Genomic DNA, 19,932 nt, shown 5'->3' with positions numbered 1-19,932 from the left:
CATATCGGCTTTGCGGCGCTTGCGGACTTCGCGGGACGCGTCGCCCCTGCTAACCCCCGCCGCGACCGTATCGAGATCCAAGGGCATGTCGGACAGCAATTCCTTCGACGTCATCGTCATCGGCTCCGGCCCCGGCGGCTATGTCTGCGCGATCCGCGCGGCGCAGCTCGGGATGCGGGTGGCCTGCGTTGAGCGCCGGGAGACGCTCGGCGGGACCTGCCTCAACATCGGCTGCATCCCGTCGAAGGCGCTGCTGCAGTCATCCGAGAACTTCGAGGAGCTCGGGCACAAGTTCGCGGACATGGGGATCGTGGTGGAAGGGGTTCGCCTCGACCTCGCGCGCATGCATGCCCGCAAGGGCGAGGTGGTCGCCGCCAACGTGAAGGGCGTCGAGTTCCTGTTCCGCAAGAACAAGGTGACCTGGCTGAAGGGCCATGGCCGCATCACGGCACCGGGCAAGGTGGAGGTCGCGGGCACGACCTACGACGCGAAGAACATCGTCATCGCGACGGGGTCTGATTCCATCCCGCTGCGGGGCGTTGAGGTGGACGAGAAGCAGGTCGTGACCTCCACCGGCGCGCTGGAGTTGGAGAAGGTGCCGGAGCACCTCGTCGTCATCGGCGGCGGCGTGATCGGGCTGGAGCTGGGCTCCGTCTGGAAGCGGCTCGGCGCGAAGGTGACGGTCGTCGAGTTCCTCGACCGCATCCTGCCCGGCATGGACGCGGAGGTCGCCAAGACCTTCGAGCGCGTGCTGACGAAGCAAGGCTTCGCCTTCAAGCTTGGGCACAAGGTCACCGGTGCGACGAAGGCGGCGGACGGCGTCACGCTCACGGTCGAGCCGGCGAAGGGCGGGGATGCGTTCGAGGTGAAGGCGGATGCCGTGCTCGTCGCGATCGGGCGGCGTCCCTACACGGAAGGGCTGGGGCTGCCGGAGATCGGCGTGGCGCTCACCGAAAAGGGGCAGGTGGTCACCGACGACCATTGGGCGACGAACGTCCCGGGCATCTACGCCATCGGCGACTGCATCAAGGGCCAGATGCTCGCCCACAAGGCGGAGGACGAGGGCGTGGCGCTGGCCGAGCGACTGGCGGGCCAGGCAGGGCACGTGAACTACGGCGTGATCCCGGGAGTCGTCTACACCTGGCCGGAGGTCGCGACGGTCGGCGAAACCGAGGAGGAGCTGAAAGCCCGGGGTGTCGCGTACAAGACCGGCAAGTTCCCCTTCACCGCCAACGGCCGGGCCCGCGCGATGGGCGATACGGACGGCTTCGTGAAGATGCTGTCGGACAAGGAGACGGATCGGCTTCTGGGTTGCCATATCGTCGGGCCGGACGCCGGGACGCTGATCGCCGAGGTCGCGGTCGCCATGGAGTTCGGCGCTTCGGCCGAGGACGTGGCGCGGACCTGCCACGCGCATCCCACGCTGAACGAGGCGGTGAAGGAAGCGGCTTTGGCGACGGATGGCCGGGCGCTTCACGTCTGACGCGAAGGTTCGTGCGGGCGGCTTGATCGGGGAGCATGGTGCGGCCACTTGCGGCGCCATGCCCGACGACGCCCGCGCCGCCGCCGCGCCTCCCCCGACCGCCGCCTATGTCAGCCTGAGGCCGGACCGGGGGCGCAAGATCCTCGGTTGGTCCTTCATCGTGCTCGGGATCCTCGGCTGCATCCTGCCCTTCCTGCAGGGCTTCCTGTTCCTGGCGCTCGGCGTCTTCGTGCTGCGAGACCAGTACGTCTGGGCGGCGGAGCGCTGGGGTTGGGTCGCGCGCAAGTGGCCTGGCGTCGTCGGCCCGGTCGAAGGGCTGGAACAGCGCATGGCCGACCGGTTCTCGCGCTGGGGCGCGTCGCTGCGGCGGATGATCGGGCGGGGCTGAGCCGCAGCCCGCCGGCTCAGATCTCCGCGTAGATCTCGAGGATGTTGTCCTCGGGGTCGCGGAAGAAGAGCGTCCGGTGCCCCCATTGCGGCAGGTCAGTCGGGCCGCGGAGGATTGGCACGCCCTGGGAGACGAGTTCCGCATGGCAGGAGGCGACGGCCGCGGGCGGGACCCGGAAGGCCAACTGCATGGCTGCCGAGCCGGGCATCCGCGGGCCGTCGTCGCAGACGCTCCACGGACCGCGCGGGCGAAGGCTCAGCAGGGTGGCACCGATCCGGAAACTAATCCAGTTCTCGCGCTCGATCTCGACCGGCAGGCGCAGGACGTCGCGGTAGAAGGCCGTCGTCTCCGCCATCCTCGTGCAGAGAAGGACGGCGTGGTCGAGGCTGTGGATCTCGGACAGGCTCATGCCGCGGTGCCGGCGTGCGGGGACGTCCGGCTTCTCACATCATGTTCGCCGTCACGCCGCCATCCACGAAGACGATTTGGCCCGTGACGAAGTCGCTCGCGGGCGAGGCAAGGAAGACGGCGGTGCCGGCGATCTCGGCGGGGTCGGCGTAGCGGCCGGCGGGCGTGCGGCGTTTCACGTTCGCGACCCATTCGGGATTGACGGCGAGCGGCGCGTTCAGTTCCGTCTCGAACCAGCCGGGGCCGATGGCGTTGACCTGGATGTTGTGGGGCGCGAGCTCCACGGCCAGGGCGCGGGCGAACATCTTCAGCCCGCCCTTCGCCGCGGCGTAGGCCGTGATGGTCGGGCGTCCCAGCTCGCTCGCGAGGCTGCCGGTGACGATGATCTTGCCGCGGCCGCGTTCGCGCATCCCCGGTACGGCGGCGCGCGCGAGGCGCATGGCCGCGGTCAGGTGCGTGTCGAGGACGAAGTGCCACTCCTCGTCCGTGTACTGGTCCACGGGCTTGCGCACGCTGTTGCCGGCGTTGTGGATGAGGATGTCGAGCGTGCCGAGGGAGGCGACCGCCTCGGCAATGGCCAGCGAGTCCGTCACGTCGAAGGGCAGGGCCCGGGCGGCGAGGCCATCGGCGCGGAGGAGGCGGCGGCAGCCTCGGTCGCGGCGGGGTCGCGGGCGTTCAGCACCACCTCGGCGCCGGCCTCCGCGAGGCCGCGCGCCATGGCGAGGCCAAGGCCGCGGGACCCGCCGGTGATGAGGGCGAGCCGGTCAGTCAGGTCGAACTTCTGGCGATGGGTCGGGTGCAAGGTCGTCCCCTCGGGGTCGGCTGGGCGGGGTTCGGGCCCGGCTAGAGCGGGCGCGAGCGGCGGCGACGATCCTCGGCCGCGGCGGCGAGGAGGGCGGCGATCGGCTTCCGGTCGAGCCACGCGAGCAGGCCGAGGCTTCCTAGGCCGGCGTAGTGCAGCGCCGCGCCGGCCTGGAAATGCGCGAGGCCGAACATCACGAGTGGGCCGGCGAGGGCCAGCGCGGCCGCGGTGATGGCGGCGGCCGCCTTCGGCCAGCCGATCGGGTGGCGCAGGCGCCATTCGACGATCGTCGCGGCGCCGAGGGCGATGACGCCCTTGGTGATCGAGGTGACCCGCAGGAGCGTCGCGAGGTCCGGATCATCGGCGAGGCCGTTGCCTGCGCCGGCGACCAGCGTCGCGACCGCCGTGACCGAGAGGGCAACGAGGAGGGTCAGGCGCCAGCTCAGGCCCGAAGCAGATGCGCGGCCGCGCAAGGCGTGGACCGTCGGCGGGCGGGTTGGACCGGCGGGTGTCCCGGCGAAGGGCGCGGGAGAATGGTGGCGGTCGAGGCGGGCCATGCGCCTCCTCCCCTTTGTGTCGTGTGGATGATGGGGCGGGCGGGCGCGTTGCGCCAGTCAGTCGGCCCCGCTCAATCGGCCCGCTCAGTTGGCCCGCTCAGTCGGCCCGTTCAGTCGGCGCGCGGGTGTGCACTGCGCCAGGTGGCCAGAAGGCCGGCCGCGTCCACGGTGGTGTAGCGCTGCGTCGTGGAGAGGGAGGCGTGGCCCAGCAATTCCTGGATGGCGCGGAGGTCGGCGCCGCTGCCCAGAAGATGCGTCGCGAAGGAGTGGCGGAGGGCGTGGGGGTCGCGTGCTCCGGCAGCCCGAGGGTGCGGCGGAGGTCGCGCAGCGCGCGCTGGGCGACGCCGGGGTTCAGGCGGTCCCCCTTCGCGCCGATGAAGAGCGGGTCGGACGGGGCCCCGGGGCCGCGCTGGCGGAGCCAGTCCGCGACGGCCTGTTCCACGGCGGGGAGGACGGGGACGACGCGTTCTTTCCGGCCCTTGCCGAGGACGCGCAGGCCCGTCCCGGCTTGGGGGGCGTCGCGGAGGTCCAGGGACAGGGCCTCCGCGATGCGCAGGCCGCAGCCGTAGAGCAGGGTGAAGAGGGCGCGGTTTCGGGCGGCGAGGCGCGGGTCATCCTCGGCCTCTGCTGTGTCGCGCGCGGCGGCGCGGGCGTGTTTTTCCGAGAGGGCGCGGGGGATGGGCGGGCGACGACGTGGGCCGGTGAGGCCGCCGAGGGCGAGGGGTGGCAGGCCGTGCCGCTTCACAAGGAAACGCAGAAAGGTCTTGATCGCCGAGAGCTGCTTCGCCCGGGTCGAGGCGCCCGCGCCGTCGGACGCGCGGTGGGCGAGGAAGGCGCGGAGGTCGGCGAGGCGGAGGGCGGTGAGGTCCGGTTCGCCGCCCTGGTGCATCATCAGAAAGGCGGAGAGTTCGGTCAGGGCCTCGGCGTAGGTCGAGACGGTAAGGGGGGAGGCGCGGCGCTCCTCGGCGAGCCAGCGGAGGAAGGATTCCCGGGCGGCGGAGAAGGCCGGGACGGTCACGGTTCCAGCGCGCGGGCGAGGGCCGTGGCGAGGAGGCGGAGCGCGCTGCTCGCGCCGATCGTCGGCAGGCAGGAGGGGTCGCGGGCGCCGAGGACAAGAAGGCGCGGGGTGGTGTGCGCGCCGAGGCGCGAACCGCGTGTGGGGCCTCCGGCCTCCGGCACCGAAACACCCCCGCCGGGCGCGGACAGGCTCGCGCCGGGCGCGGACAGGCTCGCGCCGGGCGCGGACAGGCTCGCGCCGGGCAATCGGACCAGGGCGTCGCGGCGGATCAGGCCGGCGGCTTCGCCGTGCAGGAGGCCGGCGTCGGCCAGGGGATCGTTGCGCAGAAGCAGCTCGCGCGTGCCGAGGAGGCGGGCGACGGTGCCAGGGGGCAGGTCGCGGCGGTTGACGTCGGGCGGGCCTTCGGCCGCCAGGATCGCGTGGTCCAGGCCGAGCAGGGCGGGCCATTCATGGGCGACGACGGCGAGCGGGTCCGGCGCGCCGATGAGGGAAACGGCGGCGCCGGCCGCGCGGAGCGTCAGGTCCCGCGCGGCGCCGGCGGCCTCGGCGACCGTGCCGGTCTCGGCGCGGGCGAGGACGAGCATCGCGGCCATGTGGTCGGCCAGGCGGTCGCCATGGACGCGCAGCGGGGGCGTCAGGGTCCGGTACAGGTCCGGATGGTCGGCGAGGAAGGTCGGGTGGGTCGAGAGGAATGCGGTGACCCGCGCCTCCTCCGCCCGCCGCGCTGCGCCGTCATCGGGCGGGGTTGCCGCGGGTCCTGGTCGGGTCATGCAGGGGCAGTGTGGGGGAGGGGCCCGCCGCGCCACAAGCGGCAGCGGCGGGACAGCCTCGTGACGAAGGTCAGAGGATGGACTGACCCGTCTTCTTCCAGTCCGCCAGGAAGGACTCCAGCCCGCGGTCGGTCAGCGGGTGCTTGTAGAGGGTGCGGATGACCGCCGGCGGGATGGTCGCGACGTGGGCGCCCATCTTCGCGGCCTCGATCAGGTGGATGGGATGGCGGATCGAAGCGACGAGGACTTCGGTCTTCAGGGCGGGGTAGTTCCGGTAGATCTGCACCGTGTCGGCGATGAGCTTCATCCCGTCCTGTCCGATGTCGTCCAGCCTGCCGACGAAGGGAGAGATGAAGGTCGCCCCCGCCTTGGCCGCGAGCAGGGCCTGGGCAGCGGAGAAGCAGAGGGTCACGTTGACCATGACCCCGTTGTTCACCATATGTTTGCATGCTCGCAGCCCCGCCTCGGTCAGCGGCAGCTTGATGACGACGTTGGGGGCGATCCGCCCGAGGTACTCCCCCTCCCGCATCATGCCGTCGTAGTCCGTCGCGGTCACTTCCGCGGAGACCGGGCCCGGCGTGATGTCGCAGATTTCCTTCACGACCTCGACCATCGGGCGGCCGGCCTTGGCGATGAGGCTGGGGTTGGTGGTGACGCCGTCCAGCAGGCCGGTCTCGGCGAGCGAGCGGATGTCAGACACGTCGGCGGTGTCGACGAAGAACTTCATGGCGGGGCATCCCGTGATTCCAGCGGATCAATAGCGATGGGGGAAACCGGGGCAACCCTTGATAGCGGGTTGTTCGGCGAGCTGGTGCCCGCGCCGAAGGCGACCGCGAAGGGCAAGAAGCGCGGCAAGCCGGCCGGGCCGCCGTCGCGTCGCGTGCGGGTGCTGCTGCCCCTCCCGCTCGATACGGCTGGGGGCGGGGCCTACGACTATCGCATCCCCAACGGCACGCCGTTGCCGGAGCCCGGGACCTTCGTCGTCGTGCCGCTCGGCGGGCGGGAGATGTACGGGGTGGTCTGGGACGGCGAACCCGACCCGAGCCTCGCCGAGGGGCGGATGAAGGACGTGCTGCAGACGGTCATGGCGCCGCCGATGCAGCCGGGGCTGCGACGCTTCGTCGAATGGGTCTCGGCCTACACGCTGTCCCCGCCCGGGGCGGTGCTGCGGATGGCGATGAGCGTGCCCTCCGCGCTGGAGCCGCCGGGTCAGCAGGCAGGGTGGCGGCTATCGGCGGCGGGCGAAGCCGCGGCGAACGGGGCGCCGGGATATCGCATGACGGCGCAGCGGCGCCGCGTGCTCGACGTCATGAAGCCCGGCGAGGTCCGGGCGGGCATGGAGATCGCGGACGAGGCGGAGGTCTCGACCGGCGTTCTGCGGGGGATGGCCGATAACGGGCTGATCGAGCCGGCGCTGCTGCCGCGTGCCGCCGCCTTCGCGCGGCCCGATCCGGACCATCCGGGGCCGGTTCTGGGCGGGGATCAGGAGGATGCGGCGGCGGCGTTGCGCGATTCCGTTTCGAAGCGCGTCTTCGGCGTGACGTTGCTCTCGGGCGTCACGGGATCGGGCAAGACGGAAGTGTACCTGGACGCGGTCGCGGAGTGCCTGCGGCAGGGACGGCAGGCGCTGGTCCTGCTGCCGGAGATCGCGCTCTCCGCGCAATGGCTCGACCGGTTCAAGGCGCGGTTCGGCTGCGCGCCGGCTCTGTGGCATTCCGAACTGTCTGGCCGGCGCCGGCGGGACACCTGGCGCGCGGTCGCGGAAGGGGACGTACAGGTGCTGGTGGGCGCGCGGTCCGCGCTGTTCCTGCCCTTCCCGGACCTCGGCCTGATCGTGGTGGACGAGGAACACGAGACCGCCTTCAAGCAGGAGGACGGCGTCATCTACCACGCCCGCGACATGGCGGTGGTGCGGGCGCGGATGAACGAGGCGGCGATCGTGCTGGTCTCTGCGACGCCGAGCCTGGAATCGCTGACGAATGCGGAGACGGGGCGGTATTCCGTCCACCGTCTCGCGCAGCGGCACGGCTCCGCGGGGCTGCCTGACGTCGAGATCCTGGACCTGCGGAAGGTACCGCCTGAGCGCGGGCGCTTCCTGGCGCCGCCGCTGATCGAGGCGGTGACCGCGACGCTCGCGCGGGGGGAGCAGGCGATGCTTTTCCTCAACCGCCGGGGCTACGCGCCGATGACGCTGTGCCGGACTTGCGGCCACCGCATCCGCTGCCCGAACTGCACGGCCTGGCTGGTGGAGCACCGGGCGCAGCGGCGCCTGCAATGCCACCATTGCGGCCATGTCGAGCCGATCCCGCAGTTCTGCCCGGCGTGCAACACGGAAGGGAACCTCACCACCATCGGCCCGGGCGTCGAGCGGGTGCAGGAGGAGGCGGCACAGCTGTTCCCCGACGCGCGGCGGCTCGTCATGGCCTCCGACACCATCGCGGGGCCAGCGGCGGCGGGGGAGGCGGCACGGATGATCGCGGAGCGCGAGGTGGACCTCATCATCGGCACGCAGATCGTCGCGAAGGGCTGGCACTTCCCGCACCTGACCCTGGTGGGCGTGGTGGATGCCGATCTCGGGCTGGCGGGGGGCGACCTGCGGGCAGCGGAGCGGACGGTACAGTTGCTGCACCAGGTCGCGGGCCGGGCGGGGCGAGCGGAAAGCCCGGGTACGGTTATGCTGCAATCCTGGAACCCGGATCATCCAGTGATGCAGGCGCTGGTCTCCGGCGACCTGGACTCTTTCATGGCCGCGGAGGCGGAGGCGCGCCGGCCCGGCGCATGGCCGCCTTTCGGGCGGCTGGCCGCGCTGATCGTGTCGTCGGAGGATGAGCGGGCGGCGGACCGCGTGGCGCGCGACCTCGGCCTGGCGTCGCCGGGGGGGAAGGGGTGCAGGTCTTGGGGCCGGCGCCGGCGCCGTTGGCGATGCTGCGGGGCCGGCACCGGCGGCGGTTGCTGCTGAAGGCGCGGCGGGACGTGGCGGTGCAGCCGCTGCTGCGGGACTGGCTATCGCGGGTGGAAGTGCCGAACGCCGTGCGGGTTCAGGTGGACGTGGACCCCGTGAGTTTCCTCTGACCGGGTGTTCGGTTCCGTCCTAGATCTCGGCGGCCATGCCGGACGACCGATACCACCGCGACATCATGGCCTGGTCCGCCTCCCAGGCAGAACGCCTGCGCCGCCTGCGGGACGGGGAGCAGGTGAACGACCTCGACTGGGACAATGTGATCGAAGAGGTTGAGAGCGTGGGGAAGTCGGAACTCCAAGCTGTCCTCTCCCTCTACGCGCGCCATCGAACACGCCCTGAAGGCCTATGGGTGGCCGGATCACATGGCGGCACGGAAGTGCCGCAACGAGGCGACGACCCTCCTGGCGCGCGCTCGTCGGCGGGCTGAACCGGGGATGGCGCAGCACATCGACCCGATGCGCGAGTACGCCGATGCTCGACGTGTCGTGCTGCAACTCGACGTACGACGTCCGCCCCGGCCCTTGCCGGAGCGGGTCTGCCTGACGACGGACGACCTTTACGATCCGGATTTCGGTCCGGACGACTTGATCGCCCGTATCGCAGAGGGCCCGGGGACCGCCGTCTAACCCTGCCGGGGCAGGTCTTCCCGCGCGTCGCGGGCGGTGGCCTCGGCGGAGCCCTCGACGGCGGCTTCCGTCTCGTCCGGGACGGGCACGAAGCCGGTGACGCCGGTCTTCACCGCGGGGTCGGAGGCGGGGAAGGAATCCTCGGATCGCTTGTCCTGCTTCGCCTCCTGGGACGCGCCGGGCTTGAGATCGGAGATCCAATCGCCCGTCTCGGGGTCCCGCTTCTGGTCGGTCCGGTTCGTGTCCACGGCGGTGTCCTCTCGTGCTCGGAGGCCGACGGCCCCGACTTCACGGGCTAAGCGCGCGAGAGGGGGCTGGGGTTCCAACGCCGCCTCAGGTCGCGTTGCGTCGCGCTGCCCCCATTGCGGCGCCGCATGACCGCGTGTTAAGGCGCGCGCGCCGCGGAGCGGGGGAGTTCCCTTGTGCCGCAAGGGCTTCCGCCGCGCCGCGTGGCGCGCAGGTCCTCTCGAATCCAACCCTCGGACGGGATTGCCAGTGGCCTCCGACGCAGCCGCCGCGAACGCATCCGCCGGTCAGACGACTGGCGGGGGCAACCAGGGCCGGGGGAACCAGGGCCAGGGAAACCAGGGTGGCGCGGCGGGCCGCTACGCCGCCGCCCTCCTCGACCTCGCGAAAGACCGGCGGAACGTCGATGGCATCGCCTCGGAACTGGAGGGGCTGGGCCGTCTCTATGCCGAGGACCCGGGCTTCCGCGCCTTCGTCGCCGACCCGCGCCTGGACGCGGGGGCGCAGCGCCGCGGCGCCTTTGCCGTGATGGAGCGCGCCGGCATCGGCGGGGACGTCCGGAACCTCGTCGGCGTTCTCATTACCAACCGGCGCCTGGGGCTGCTGCCGGCCGTCGTCTCGTCCTTCGGGGCGCTGCTGGCGGAGCAGCGCGGACAGCAGACGGCCGAGGTGACCACCGCCCACCCGCTCTCGGGAACGCAGCGCGCGCAGATCGCGGCGCGGCTGACCGAGGCCGGCTACTCCAATACGCGGCTGATCGAGCACGTGGACCCGTCCATCCTGGGCGGCATCGTGATCCGGCTCGGCTCGCGCCTCTACGACACATCCATCAAGTCCAGGCTCCAACGCCTGTCCTACGCCATGAAGGGGGCTGCCTGATTATGGACATCCGTCCCGCCGAGATTTCGGACATCCTGAAGCAGCAGATCGCGGGCTTCGACACGGAGGCGAACGTCGCCGAAGTGGGCACCGTGCTGACCGTCGGCGACGGCATCGCCCGCTGCTACGGCCTGCAGAACGTCATGGCCGGCGAGATGGTGGAGTTCCCCTCCGCCGGCGTCCGCGGCATGGCGCTGAACCTTGAGAGCGACAACGTCGGCGTCGTCATCTTCGGCGACGACAAGATGATCAAGGAAGGCGACACGGTTTCCCGCACAGGGACGATCGTGGACGTGCCGGTCGGCCGCGGGCTGCTCGGCCGCGTCGTGGACGGGCTCGGCAACCCGATCGACGGCAAGGGGCCGCTGACCGACGTCTCGCGCATGCGCGTCGAGGTGAAGGCGCCGGGCATCATCCCCCGCAAGTCCGTGCACGAGCCGATGCAGACGGGCATCAAGGCGATCGACGCCCTGATCCCGATCGGCCGCGGCCAGCGCGAGCTGGTGATCGGCGACCGCCAGACCGGCAAGACGGCGGTGATCATCGACACGATCATCAACCAGAAGCCGGTGAACGCATCGGGCGACGAGAAGAAGAAGCTCTACTGCATCTACGTCGCGATCGGGCAGAAGCGCTCCACGGTGGCCCAGCTGGTCCGCACGCTGGAGGAGAACGGGGCGATGGAATACTCCATCGTCGTCGCGGCCACCGCGTCCGATCCGGCGCCGATGCAGTTCCTTGCGCCCTATACGGGCTGCACGATGGGCGAGTTCTTCCGCGACAACGGCATGCACGCCGTTATCTTCTACGACGACCTGTCGAAGCAGGCCGTCGCCTACCGTCAGATGTCGCTGCTGCTGCGGCGCCCGCCGGGACGCGAGGCGTACCCGGGCGACGTATTCTACCTGCACTCCCGCCTGCTCGAGCGCGCGGCGAAGATGAACGACGAGCAGGGCGCGGGCTCGCTGACGGCGCTGCCGGTCATCGAGACGCAGGCGGGTGACGTGTCGGCCTATATCCCGACGAACGTCATCTCGATCACGGACGGGCAGATCTTCCTGGAGACCGAACTGTTCTTCAAGGGCATCCGCCCCGCCGTGAACGTCGGCCTGTCCGTGTCCCGCGTTGGCTCGGCGGCGCAGATCAAGGCGATGAAGCAGGTCGCCGGCAAGATCAAGCTGGAGCTCGCGCAGTACCGCGAGATGGCGGCCTTCGCGCAGTTCGCGTCCGACCTCGACGCGTCCACGCAGGCGCTGCTAGCGCGCGGCGCGCGGCTGACGGAGCTGCTGAAGCAGCCGCAGTTCCAGCCCGTGCCGGTGGAGGAGCAGGTGCTTTCGCTCTTCGCGGGCACGCGCGGCTACCTGGACAAGCTGCCGGTCAACAAGGTCGGCGAGTTCGAGCGTCGGATGCTCGGCGAGATCAAGGTGTCGCAGCCCGACCTCGTCAACGCGATCCGGACCGAGGGCGCGATCAGCGGGGACAGCGAGAAGAAGCTCATCGCCTTCCTCGACGCCTTCGCCAAGTCCTTCGCCTGATCGCGGAGGGGACGGGAGCGAAGCGATGCCGAGCCTGAAGGACCTGCGCGGTCGGATCAATTCCGTGAAGTCCACGCGGAAGATCACGCAGGCGATGAAGATGGTCGCGGCCGCGAAGCTGCGTCGTGCCCAGGCGCAGGCCGAGGCGGCGCGGCCCTATGCGGAGCGGATGGAGCGGATCCTCGCCTCCCTCGGCTCGGCGGTGGTGGGTTCGCCCGACGCGCCGCGGTTACTGGTTGGGACGGGCAGGAACCAGGTCCACCTCCTGGTCGTCGTGGCGGCGGAGCGCGGGCTGGCCGGGCCGTTCAACACGAATGTCGGCCGCTTGGCGCGCACCCGCATCCGGGCGCTTGAGGCCGAGGGCAAGACGGTCAAGGTCATGACCGTCGGGCGCAAGGCCTCGGCCTTCCTGCGGCGGGAATTCGCGTCGCGGATCGTTGCCGAGTACTCCTACCAGACGGTCAAGCGGATCGGCTACGCGCAGGCGGACGAGGTCGCGGGCCGGATCACGCAGATGCTGGAGGACGGCGAGTTCGACGTCTGCACGCTGACCTACAACCGGTTCCGCTCCGTCATCTCGCAGGTACCGAGCGAGCAGCAGCTGATCCCCGCGCTGCTGCCGGCGAACGACACGGCGGCCGCGGGCACGCAGGCCCTCTATGAATACGAGCCGGGCGAGGAGGAGATCCTCGCGCAGCTGCTGCCGAAGAACCTGTCCGTGCAGGTCTACCGCGCGCTGCTGGAATCCCTTGCGGGGTTCTATGGCTCGCAGATGACGGCGATGGACAACGCCACGCGCAATGCCGGCGACATGATCAACCGGCTCACGCTGAACTATAACCGCACGCGACAGGCCAACATCACCAAGGAGCTGATCGAGATCATCTCCGGTGCCGAGGCCGTGTGATGCGATCGCAGAGCGCCGAAGGCGCGGCGCGTTAATCGCATCACCCAACGATCTAGGAGCGACGCAAGATGAAGAACAACGTCGGCACCGTCACGCAGGTCCTTGGGGCCGTCGTGGACGTGCAGTTCCCGTCGGAGCTGCCGAACATCCTCAACGCGCTGACGACCGACATCGACGGGCGCAAGCTCGTCCTCGAGGTCGCGCAGCACCTCGGCGAGCGGACCGTCCGCACGATCGCCATGGACACGACCGACGGCCTCGTCCGCGGGAACCAGGTGGTGGACACGGGCGCCGGCATTTCCGTGCCCGTGGGTGAGGGCACGCTGGGCCGCATCCTCAACGTCATCGGCGAGCCGATCGACGAGCGCGGGCCCGTGCCCACGGAAAAGAGCTACACGATCCACCGCGCCGCCCCTTCCTTCGAGGAGCAGGCGACGGCGGCCGAGGTGCTGGTCACCGGCATCAAGGTCATCGACCTTCTCGCGCCCTACCTGAAGGGCGGCAAGATCGGCCTCTTCGGTGGCGCCGGCGTCGGCAAGACCGTCACGATCCAGGAGCTGATCAACAACATCGCCAAGGGCCATGGCGGCGTGTCGGTCTTCGCAGGCGTCGGTGAGCGCACGCGCGAGGGCAACGACCTCTACCACGAGATGATCGATGCGGGCGTCATCAAGCTCGGCGAGAACGGCTCGACCGAAGGCTCCAAGGTCGCACTGGTCTACGGCCAGATGAACGAGCCGCCGGGCGCCCGCGCGCGCGTCGCGCTGTCCGGCCTCTCGATGGCCGAATACTTCCGCGACGAGCAGGGCCAGGACGTGCTCTTCTTCATCGACAACATCTTCCGCTTCACGCAGGCGGGCGCCGAGGTGTCGGCGCTGCTCGGTCGTATTCCCTCCGCGGTGGGCTACCAGCCGACCCTCGCAACCGACATGGGCGCGCTGCAGGAGCGGATCACGTCCACCAAGAAGGGCTCGATCACCTCGGTGCAGGCGATCTACGTGCCCGCGGATGACCTGACCGACCCGGCGCCGGCGACGTCCTTCGCGCACCTCGATGCGACGACGGTTCTGTCGCGCTCCATCGCGGAACAGGCGATCTTCCCCGCGGTGGACCCGCTCGACTCCACGTCACGCGGCCTCGACCCGCGGATCGTGGGTGAAGAACACTACCGCGTCGCGCGCGAGACGCAGCGCATCCTGCAGACCTACAAGTCGCTGCAGGACATCATCGCCATCCTGGGCATGGATGAGCTGTCCGAGGAGGACAAGCTGGTCGTCGCGCGCGCACGCAAGATCCAGCGCTTCCTCTCCCAGCCCTTCCACGTGGCGGAGGTCTTCACGGGCACCCCGGGCGTCTTCGTGAAGCTCGAGGACACGATCCGCTCCTTCGCGGGCATCGTCGCGGGCGAGTACGACCACCTCCCCGAGGCCGCCTTCTACATGGTCGGCACGATCGAGGACGCGGTGAAGAAGGCCGAGACGCTGAAGGTTGCGGCCTGATCTCATGGCCGGGACCTTCGACCTTGAGCTGGTGAGCCCGGAGAAGCTGATCCTCTCCCGCCCCGTCGAGATGGCGACCATCCCGGCGGCGGAGGGCGAGATGGGCGTGCTGCCCGGACACTCGCCGATGATCGTCGCCCTGCGTGGTGGCGTGATCCGGGTGCGGGAGAATGGGCAGGAGACCGAGCGGCTCTTCGTCATGGGCGGCTTCGCCGAGGTGACGCCGACCCGCGTGACCGTATTGGCGGAGGAGGCGACCCCGGTCGCCGACCTGTCGCGGGCCGAGGCGGAGCGGCGACTGGCGGAGGCCGAGGCGGCGCTGAACGGCCTCTCCGAACCCACGCCGGCGGCGACGGAAGCGGCGATGGCCCGCGTCGCCGCGGCGCGCGCGATGGTGCAGGCGGCCGGCGCGGCCTGAGCGCCGGTATTGACCTGAACCTTTCCAGGGCGCGGGCGGGATGACCGCGCGCGCCCTTCTCCATTCCGGCCGGGGCTCTCCGTCCCGGCCGGCGTGGCCCCGCCGCCACGACGTGACGCAGTACGCCATCGGCATGACCCGCGACGGTTGTGTCGGGGCTTGAAAGCCCCCCTTGCCCGTCGGCACATGGGGATGATGACAGCCCGACCGACTCCACCCCAGGGAGGGTTCGCCCGGTGAAGCACTGGCACATCGACCAGATCGCCTGGCACCGCTTCGACGCGGCCAAGGTGAACCCGGAGGTCGTGCCGCTCGTGAAGGCGGCGGCGATGGTCGAGAAGAACGGGACGGATTACGCGCTCTACCTCAACGGCGTCTTCGCGGACGACCCGGACTTCCGACAGGCCGCCGACAACTGGGCGGTGGAAGAGGTACAGCACGGCGACGCGCTGGGCCGCTGGGCCGAGCTTGCTGATCCCACCTGGTCCTTCGACGCAGCGTTCGCACGGTACCGCGCCGGCTACAGCGTGAACACGAAGGCGGATGCGTCCATCCGCGGCTCCCGCACCGGGGAACTCATCGCGCGCTGCATGGTCGAGACGGGCACCTCCTCCTACTATACCGCGCTCGGCGAGGGCTCCGAGGAGCCGGCGCTGAAGGAGGTCTGCCGCCTGATCGCGGCGGACGAGTACAGGCACTTCAAGCTGTTCTACGACCACATGAAGCGGTACTTGGCGCGAGAGGAGCTGTCCTTCGCCAAGCGCCTCCGTGTCGCGATGGGCCGCATCGGGGAAAGCGAGGACGACGAACTGGCCTTCGCCTTCCACTGCGGCAACGAGTCGCCCGACACGCCTTACGACCACGACCGCTGCATCGCCGGCTACATGGGCCGCGCCATGGACTTCTACCGCTACCGGCACCTCGAGCGCGGGATGGGTATGATCTTCAAGTCCATCGGGCTTGAGCCGCGCGGGCGGCTGTCGGAACTCTCGGCGAAGGCGGCTTGGCGCTTCCTGCAATGGCGCCGGGACCGCTACCGTCAGGTGCTGGCCCTCGGCGCGAACGAGAACCGTCCGCCGCGCGCAGCCGCGGCCTGACGGTGCGCGCCGGCCGCCGCGCCCTGCTCGCCGCGGCGGGCGCCTCGGTCGCAGGCTGTGGCGCGCGCGCGCAGCCCGGCGATGCCGCGAGGAACCCGCCGCCCGGCCTCTGGCAGATCGCGCGGGAACGCGGCTGTACCTTCGGAGCGGCAGTGCAGGCTGACCTCCTCGCCTCCGATCCCCTCTACGCCCAGGCCTATGAGCGGGAGGCCGGCCTCCTCGTCCCGGAATACGAGGGCAAGTGGGCGGCGGTGCAGCCCGTCGAGGGGCAGTTCGACTTCCGCGGGCTGGACGCCGTGGTGCAGTGGGGCCGCGCCCGGGGACGCGCGACGCGCGGCCACTGCCTCGTCTGGCACAACGCGATGCCGGATTGGCTGACGTCGGCGCTCGGGGAAGGGCGGGGGCGTGCGGAAGCGCTGCTGGAGGCGCATATCGCGGCGGTGCTGACGCAGACCCGCGCGGTGATCCGCGACTGGGACGTGGTGAACGAGGCCGTGGCGAACCCGCCCGGCAGCGACGTGCCGCAGACCACCCCGGGCGAGATGCGCGACACGCCCTGGCTCCGCGCGCTCGGCCCGACCTACGTGGACACGGCGTTCCGGATCGCGCGGCGCGTGGACCCGACGCTGCGCCTGACGCTGAACGACTACGGGGTGGAGGAGGATACGCCAGCGGCCGAGGAGAAGCGGCGCCGCCTGCTGGCGCTGGTGCGCCGTCTGATCCGCGCGCGGGTGCCGGTGGATGCCGTCGGGCTGCAGGCGCACCTGCAGATGGACAAGCCGTTCAACCCGTCGCTGTTCGGTACCTTCGTCCGCGCGCTTCGGGCGGAAGGCGTCGCCGTGCTCGTGACCGAACTGGATATCCGGGAAGGGCGGCAGATCGAGGACGACTATCCCCGCCGCGACCGCCTCGTCGCGGAACGCGCCCATGCCTTCGTGTCCGCCGCGATCGACGCGGGGGTGCGGAGCTTCATCACCTGGGGGTTGGTCGACAAGTATTCCTGGACCGTCACCGACAAGGACGTGCGCCGCGGCGACGACCGGCACCATCGCGGCCTTCCGCTGGACTGGGAGTACAACCGCAAGCAGATGTGGCGCGCCATGGCCCGGGCCTTCCGCGGCGAGGCGCCGGACCCCGACGGGTGGTTCCGGTAGCCGCGCGTCAGCGCGCCACGGCGAAGCGGACGAAGTCGCGGGCCAGTCGCTCGTAGATCGGGCGCTTGAACGCGACGGCGAGCGACGGCAGTTCGGACAGCTCCGCCCAACGCCAGGCGTCGAATTCCTGGTGCGCATCGGCGTCCAGGCGGATGTCGGCGTCCTCGCCCTCGAACCCCAGCGCGAACCAGCGCTGCTTCTGCCCGCGGTAGCGGCGGGCGATCGCGATGCCAAGGCCCTGCGGGAAGTCATAGGTCAGCCATTCCCCGTGCTCGGCGAGGATGGTGAAGCGGTCGGTGCCGATCTCCTCCCGCATCTCCCGGCAGATGGCGGCACGGGGGTCCTCGCCCTCGTCCACGCCACCTTGCGGGAGCTGCCAGCCGCCGGCGGCGCCTTCGGCGTTCGGCATGTCGGCCCGGCGGGCGACGAGGACGTGCCCTGCGCGGTTGAACAGCACGCCGCCGACATTGGGGCGATAGGGCAGGTCGCTCATGCGCGGGTGCTACGCCGATCGCAGCCGGCTGCGAAGCGTCACCGCGGCACTTCCTCCCCACGGCGGATCAGGGCGGTGATGGGGGCGAGGACGACTCCGCGCTCCTCGAGTCCCGCGGCCCAGGCGATGACGCGGTCCACGAGGACCGGAGCCGGATCGCTGGCAAGGCCGAGCACGCCGGCGCTCCCCGCTCCCGCGCCAGGCGCTCCAGTTCGGCGAGGCGGCGTTCGATCTCCCCGCGTGTCGCGGGCTCGTCCACGACGATGTCCACGGTCCGGCCGAAGGACCGGGCGGGTGGAGCGGCCCCGGGGCGAGGGTCGAGATACAGGAGGCCGCGGGCGCGCAGCGAATCCTGCAGGCCGTTCAGCAGGTCGGGCACGGCCGCGAAGCGTTCCCCACGCATGGGCCCGAGGGCGCCGATGGCCCCGACCTGGCCCTGGATGCGGGCGAGGACCCAGAGGAGGCGGTCGGCGTTCTCGGCGGGCATGGCGCCGGTCAGCAGGCCGCGCTCGCCCGGGTCGTTCAGCGGGTAGCCGGCGGGTTCGAGGGGGAGGGCGGTCAGCACCTCCATGCCCCGGGCACGGGCCTGCTCCAACAGACTCCCGGGCCGGAAAGCGTAGGGGGAGAAGGCGAGGGTCGTCGCGGGCGGTAGGCGGCGGATCGCCTCCTCCGACAGCGAGGCGGAGAGGCCGAGATTGCCGACGACGAGTGCGATCCGCGGTCGCGTATCCGACCGGTCGAAGGCGCGGGCATAGGCGCGGATGGAGGTGCGGCCCTCCGGCCCGACCCGGGGCACGGGGCCGTGAGGTGAGGATTCCAGCAGGGCAGGATCGGGCGGTGGAATCGGCCGCTCTGCGTTGGCCGCCGCAGGTGCGGCCAGACGGGGGAGGGGCGGTGGGTCGGGCGCCGTCGGCACGGCGGCCTGTTGCACGGCGGGCACGGCGACCCGCTCTGGCGGGGGGATGGAGACCGGCCGGATCGGTCCAGCCGGCGCGACCTGATCCGCCTCGGCCGGTGCGGGGGCGACCGATGCGGGAGCGGCTGGCGGTTGCGGCGTGGCCGCGGCCGGTACGCGGCCTCCGGGCCCCCCGGCGCGGCAGCGGGCAGGGGTGGCGGCGGGGCCATCATCGCCGTCCGCTGTTCCGGCGGGCCGAGCACGTGCAGCCACCCCGCGCCGCCGAGGAGCGCGAGGGTCACGAGGATCCAGAAGACGCGCAGCGCCTTCACGGCGCCGTCCGTGCGGGGACCGCCATCATGACGGCCCCGCGGGGCGTTGCGGCCGCGCCGTCAGCGGCTGGCGCGGCGCTGGGGGCCGGCAGCCGCGATGTTGCGCAGCAGCGACGTCGCCTGCTGCAGCTGGTGGTCGGTCTCGGGCTTCGTCGGGTCGAAGGCGGCGGCGCCCTCGGCCGGGACGCGCTGCACCCGCTCCGCCACGCCGGCGGGCAGGTTCAGCGGCGGGAGCGGGGCCGCGCCGCGGTTGCCCGCGCCCTCGTTGCGGAGGGAGTGGCGCAGGTCGGCCTCGCGGTCGCGGCGGCGCGTCGCCTCGGTCTGCTGCTCCTCGCGCTGCGCGAGCACCTCGATGTCCGGCTCGATCCCGGTCGCCTGGATGGAGCGACCCGACGGCGTGTAGTAGCGGGCCGTCGTCAGGCGGATCGCGCCGTTGCCGGGCAGCGGCATCACGGTCTGCACCGAGCCCTTCCCGAAGGACTTCACGCCCATGACGATGGCGCGGCGGTGGTCCTGCAGCGCGCCCGCCACGATCTCGGAGGCCGAGGCGGAGCCGGCGTTGATGAGCACGACGACCGGCACGCCGGAGACGAGGTCGCCGGCCCGCGCGTTCCAGCGCTGCGCGTCTTCCTGCCGCCGTGCGCGGGTGGAAACGATCTCGCCCTGCTCGAGGAAGTCGTCGGAGACCTGGATGGCCTGGTCCAGCAGCCCGCCCGGATTGTTGCGGAGGTCGAGGACGAGGCCCTTCAGCCCGTCGCGCGCCTGCTGCCGCAGCGTGCTGACGGCGCGGCGCAGGCCGGCCTCGGTCTGCTCGTTGAAGGAGGTGAGGCGGACGTAGCCGATGTCGCCCGGCTCCATGCGGAAACGCACGACCTGCGGGCGGATGACCTCGCGTGTCAGGGATACTTCGATCGGCGCCGGCGTGCCCTCGCGGCGGATCGTCAGGTTGATCCGCGTGCCGCGCTCGCCGCGCATCTGCTCCACCGCTTCCTGGAGCGTCAGGCCCTGGGTCGAGGTGTTGTTGATGTGCGTGATGAGGTCGCCGGGCTTCACGCCGGCGCGCGAGGCCGGCGTCTCGTCGATCGGCGAGATGACCTTCACGTAGCCGTTCTCCTGCGACACCTCGATGCCGAGGCCGCCGAACTCGCCGCGCGTCTGCACCTGCATGTCGCGGAAGTTGCGCAGGTTCATGTAGGAAGAATGGGGGTCGAGCCCCTGGAGCATCCCGTTGATCGCGTTCTCGATGACGTCGCGGTCGTTCACGGGCTCCACGTATTCGGCGCGCACGCGCTCGAAGACGTCGCCGAAGAGGTTGAGCAGCCGATAGGTCTCGGCGCGCGAGCCTTCCTGCGCCCAGGCGGCGACCACGGGGCCCACGGTGATGCCCGCCGCGAAGGCGGCCGCGACGGCGCCGTAGGTGCGCCACTTCCGCGTGGGCCGCTTCGGCTCGGTCGTCGTCATCG

21 protein-coding genes and 2 pseudogenes are annotated in these 19,932 nt (G+C 71.2%); 12 read left to right on the top strand and 11 right to left on the bottom strand.

Annotated elements, in window-relative coordinates:
* The first annotated feature begins 85 nt into the window (after positions 1-85).
* Positions 86-1,483, top strand: coding sequence for a dihydrolipoyl dehydrogenase (lpdA, locus tag ACE7GA_RS25595; protein ID WP_376093474.1), 1,398 nt, complete (start codon positions 86-88; stop codon positions 1,481-1,483).
* Between the two features lie 58 nt (positions 1,484-1,541).
* Positions 1,542-1,871: a PGPGW domain-containing protein gene (locus ACE7GA_RS25590; protein WP_376093471.1), complete on the top strand. Its 330-nt coding sequence runs from the start codon at positions 1,542-1,544 to the stop codon at positions 1,869-1,871.
* 16 nt (positions 1,872-1,887) lie between these two features.
* On the opposite strand, the gene ACE7GA_RS25585 is transcribed toward ACE7GA_RS25590, so the two are convergent.
* The 7 genes and pseudogenes from ACE7GA_RS25585 to fsa form a co-directional block, all read right to left on the bottom strand.
* Positions 1,888-2,280, bottom strand: a complete 393-nt coding sequence (locus tag ACE7GA_RS25585) for a VOC family protein (protein ID WP_376093468.1) — start codon at positions 2,278-2,280, stop codon at positions 1,888-1,890.
* 34 nt (positions 2,281-2,314) lie between these two features.
* On the bottom strand, positions 2,315-2,872 hold the full coding sequence (locus tag ACE7GA_RS25580; protein WP_376093465.1) for an SDR family oxidoreductase: 558 nt from the start codon (positions 2,870-2,872) through the stop codon (positions 2,315-2,317).
* The gene (locus ACE7GA_RS25575; RefSeq protein ID WP_376093462.1) at positions 2,869-3,081 is read right to left on the bottom strand and encodes an SDR family NAD(P)-dependent oxidoreductase; all 213 of its coding nucleotides are present in this window, start codon (positions 3,079-3,081) and stop codon (positions 2,869-2,871) included. Before ACE7GA_RS25575 ends, ACE7GA_RS25580 begins: the two co-directional genes overlap by 4 nt.
* Positions 3,082-3,122: 41 nt before the next feature.
* Positions 3,123-3,638 carry a hypothetical protein gene (locus ACE7GA_RS25570; protein ID WP_376093459.1) on the bottom strand — a complete coding sequence of 172 codons (516 nt, stop codon included), beginning with the start codon at positions 3,636-3,638 and terminating at the stop codon, positions 3,123-3,125.
* 110 nt (positions 3,639-3,748) lie between these two features.
* Positions 3,749-4,656: pseudogene (locus tag ACE7GA_RS25565) on the bottom strand (tyrosine recombinase XerC).
* Entirely contained in the window at positions 4,653-5,426 is a 774-nt protein-coding gene (locus ACE7GA_RS25560; protein ID WP_376093456.1) for a hypothetical protein, read from the bottom strand. The pseudogene ACE7GA_RS25565 and the gene ACE7GA_RS25560 overlap by 4 nt, the downstream one beginning before the upstream one ends.
* 70 nt (positions 5,427-5,496) lie before the next feature.
* A complete protein-coding gene (fsa, locus tag ACE7GA_RS25555) occupies positions 5,497-6,153 on the bottom strand; it encodes a fructose-6-phosphate aldolase (RefSeq protein WP_376093453.1) in 657 nt (218 codons plus the stop codon).
* A gap of 153 nt (positions 6,154-6,306) precedes the next feature.
* On the opposite strand from fsa, the pseudogene ACE7GA_RS25550 reads away from it, so the two are divergent.
* The 3 genes and pseudogenes from ACE7GA_RS25550 to ACE7GA_RS25540 all read left to right on the top strand — a co-directional run bounded on the left by ACE7GA_RS25550 (position 6,307) and on the right by ACE7GA_RS25540 (position 9,014).
* Positions 6,307-8,498 (top strand): annotated as a pseudogene (locus ACE7GA_RS25550) (primosomal protein N').
* 35 nt (positions 8,499-8,533) lie between these two features.
* Positions 8,534-8,815 (top strand): DUF29 family protein, encoded by a 282-nt coding sequence (locus ACE7GA_RS25545; protein WP_376093450.1) that lies wholly within the window; start codon positions 8,534-8,536, stop codon positions 8,813-8,815.
* A 7-nt stretch (positions 8,816-8,822) separates the two neighbouring features.
* Positions 8,823-9,014, top strand: coding sequence for a hypothetical protein (locus ACE7GA_RS25540; RefSeq protein ID WP_376093447.1), 192 nt, complete (start codon positions 8,823-8,825; stop codon positions 9,012-9,014).
* On the opposite strand, the gene ACE7GA_RS25535 is transcribed toward ACE7GA_RS25540, so the two are convergent.
* Positions 9,011-9,262: a hypothetical protein gene (locus ACE7GA_RS25535; RefSeq protein ID WP_376093444.1), complete on the bottom strand. Its 252-nt coding sequence runs from the start codon at positions 9,260-9,262 to the stop codon at positions 9,011-9,013. The genes ACE7GA_RS25540 and ACE7GA_RS25535 overlap by 4 nt on opposite strands.
* A 247-nt stretch (positions 9,263-9,509) precedes the next feature.
* Here ACE7GA_RS25535 and atpH point away from each other — a divergent pair, with 247 nt between their 5' ends.
* The 7 genes from atpH to ACE7GA_RS25500 all read left to right on the top strand — a co-directional run bounded on the left by atpH (position 9,510) and on the right by ACE7GA_RS25500 (position 16,749).
* Positions 9,510-10,139: an ATP synthase F1 subunit delta gene (gene atpH, locus ACE7GA_RS25530; protein ID WP_376100528.1), complete on the top strand. Its 630-nt coding sequence runs from the start codon at positions 9,510-9,512 to the stop codon at positions 10,137-10,139.
* A gap of 2 nt (positions 10,140-10,141) precedes the next feature.
* Entirely contained in the window at positions 10,142-11,674 is a 1,533-nt protein-coding gene (gene atpA / locus ACE7GA_RS25525) for a F0F1 ATP synthase subunit alpha (RefSeq protein ID WP_376093441.1), read from the top strand.
* Between the two features lie 25 nt (positions 11,675-11,699).
* The gene (locus tag ACE7GA_RS25520; protein WP_376093438.1) at positions 11,700-12,581 is read left to right on the top strand and encodes a F0F1 ATP synthase subunit gamma; all 882 of its coding nucleotides are present in this window, start codon (positions 11,700-11,702) and stop codon (positions 12,579-12,581) included.
* A 68-nt stretch (positions 12,582-12,649) separates the two neighbouring features.
* Positions 12,650-14,080 carry a F0F1 ATP synthase subunit beta gene (atpD, locus tag ACE7GA_RS25515; RefSeq protein WP_376093435.1) on the top strand — a complete coding sequence of 477 codons (1,431 nt, stop codon included), beginning with the start codon at positions 12,650-12,652 and terminating at the stop codon, positions 14,078-14,080.
* A gap of 4 nt (positions 14,081-14,084) precedes the next feature.
* Entirely contained in the window at positions 14,085-14,498 is a 414-nt protein-coding gene (atpC, locus tag ACE7GA_RS25510; protein WP_376093432.1) for an ATP synthase F1 subunit epsilon, read from the top strand.
* 236 nt (positions 14,499-14,734) lie between these two features.
* Positions 14,735-15,595 carry a ferritin-like domain-containing protein gene (locus ACE7GA_RS25505; protein WP_376093429.1) on the top strand — a complete coding sequence of 287 codons (861 nt, stop codon included), beginning with the start codon at positions 14,735-14,737 and terminating at the stop codon, positions 15,593-15,595.
* 2 nt (positions 15,596-15,597) lie between these two features.
* The gene (locus tag ACE7GA_RS25500) at positions 15,598-16,749 is read left to right on the top strand and encodes an endo-1,4-beta-xylanase (RefSeq protein WP_376093426.1); all 1,152 of its coding nucleotides are present in this window, start codon (positions 15,598-15,600) and stop codon (positions 16,747-16,749) included.
* A 7-nt stretch (positions 16,750-16,756) separates the two neighbouring features.
* On the opposite strand, the gene ACE7GA_RS25495 is transcribed toward ACE7GA_RS25500, so the two are convergent.
* From ACE7GA_RS25495 to ACE7GA_RS25485, 3 genes are all read right to left on the bottom strand, one after another.
* On the bottom strand, positions 16,757-17,242 hold the full coding sequence (locus tag ACE7GA_RS25495) for an RNA pyrophosphohydrolase (RefSeq protein ID WP_376093423.1): 486 nt from the start codon (positions 17,240-17,242) through the stop codon (positions 16,757-16,759).
* A gap of 67 nt (positions 17,243-17,309) precedes the next feature.
* Complete coding sequence (locus ACE7GA_RS25490) at positions 17,310-18,182, bottom strand: divergent polysaccharide deacetylase family protein (protein WP_376093420.1); 873 nt, start codon at positions 18,180-18,182, stop codon at positions 17,310-17,312.
* Positions 18,183-18,529: 347 nt separating this feature from the next.
* Complete coding sequence (locus ACE7GA_RS25485; RefSeq protein ID WP_376093417.1) at positions 18,530-19,930, bottom strand: S41 family peptidase; 1,401 nt, start codon at positions 19,928-19,930, stop codon at positions 18,530-18,532.
* Positions 19,931-19,932 lie beyond the last annotated feature (2 nt).

The sequence above is a fragment of the Roseomonas sp. CCTCC AB2023176 genome, assembly GCF_042259275.1.
In the GTDB taxonomy this organism is placed as follows: Bacteria; Pseudomonadota; Alphaproteobacteria; order Acetobacterales; family Acetobacteraceae; genus Roseomonas.
Note: the sequence above shows the minus strand (reverse complement) of the source record. Positions and strands in the feature narration are given on the sequence as shown.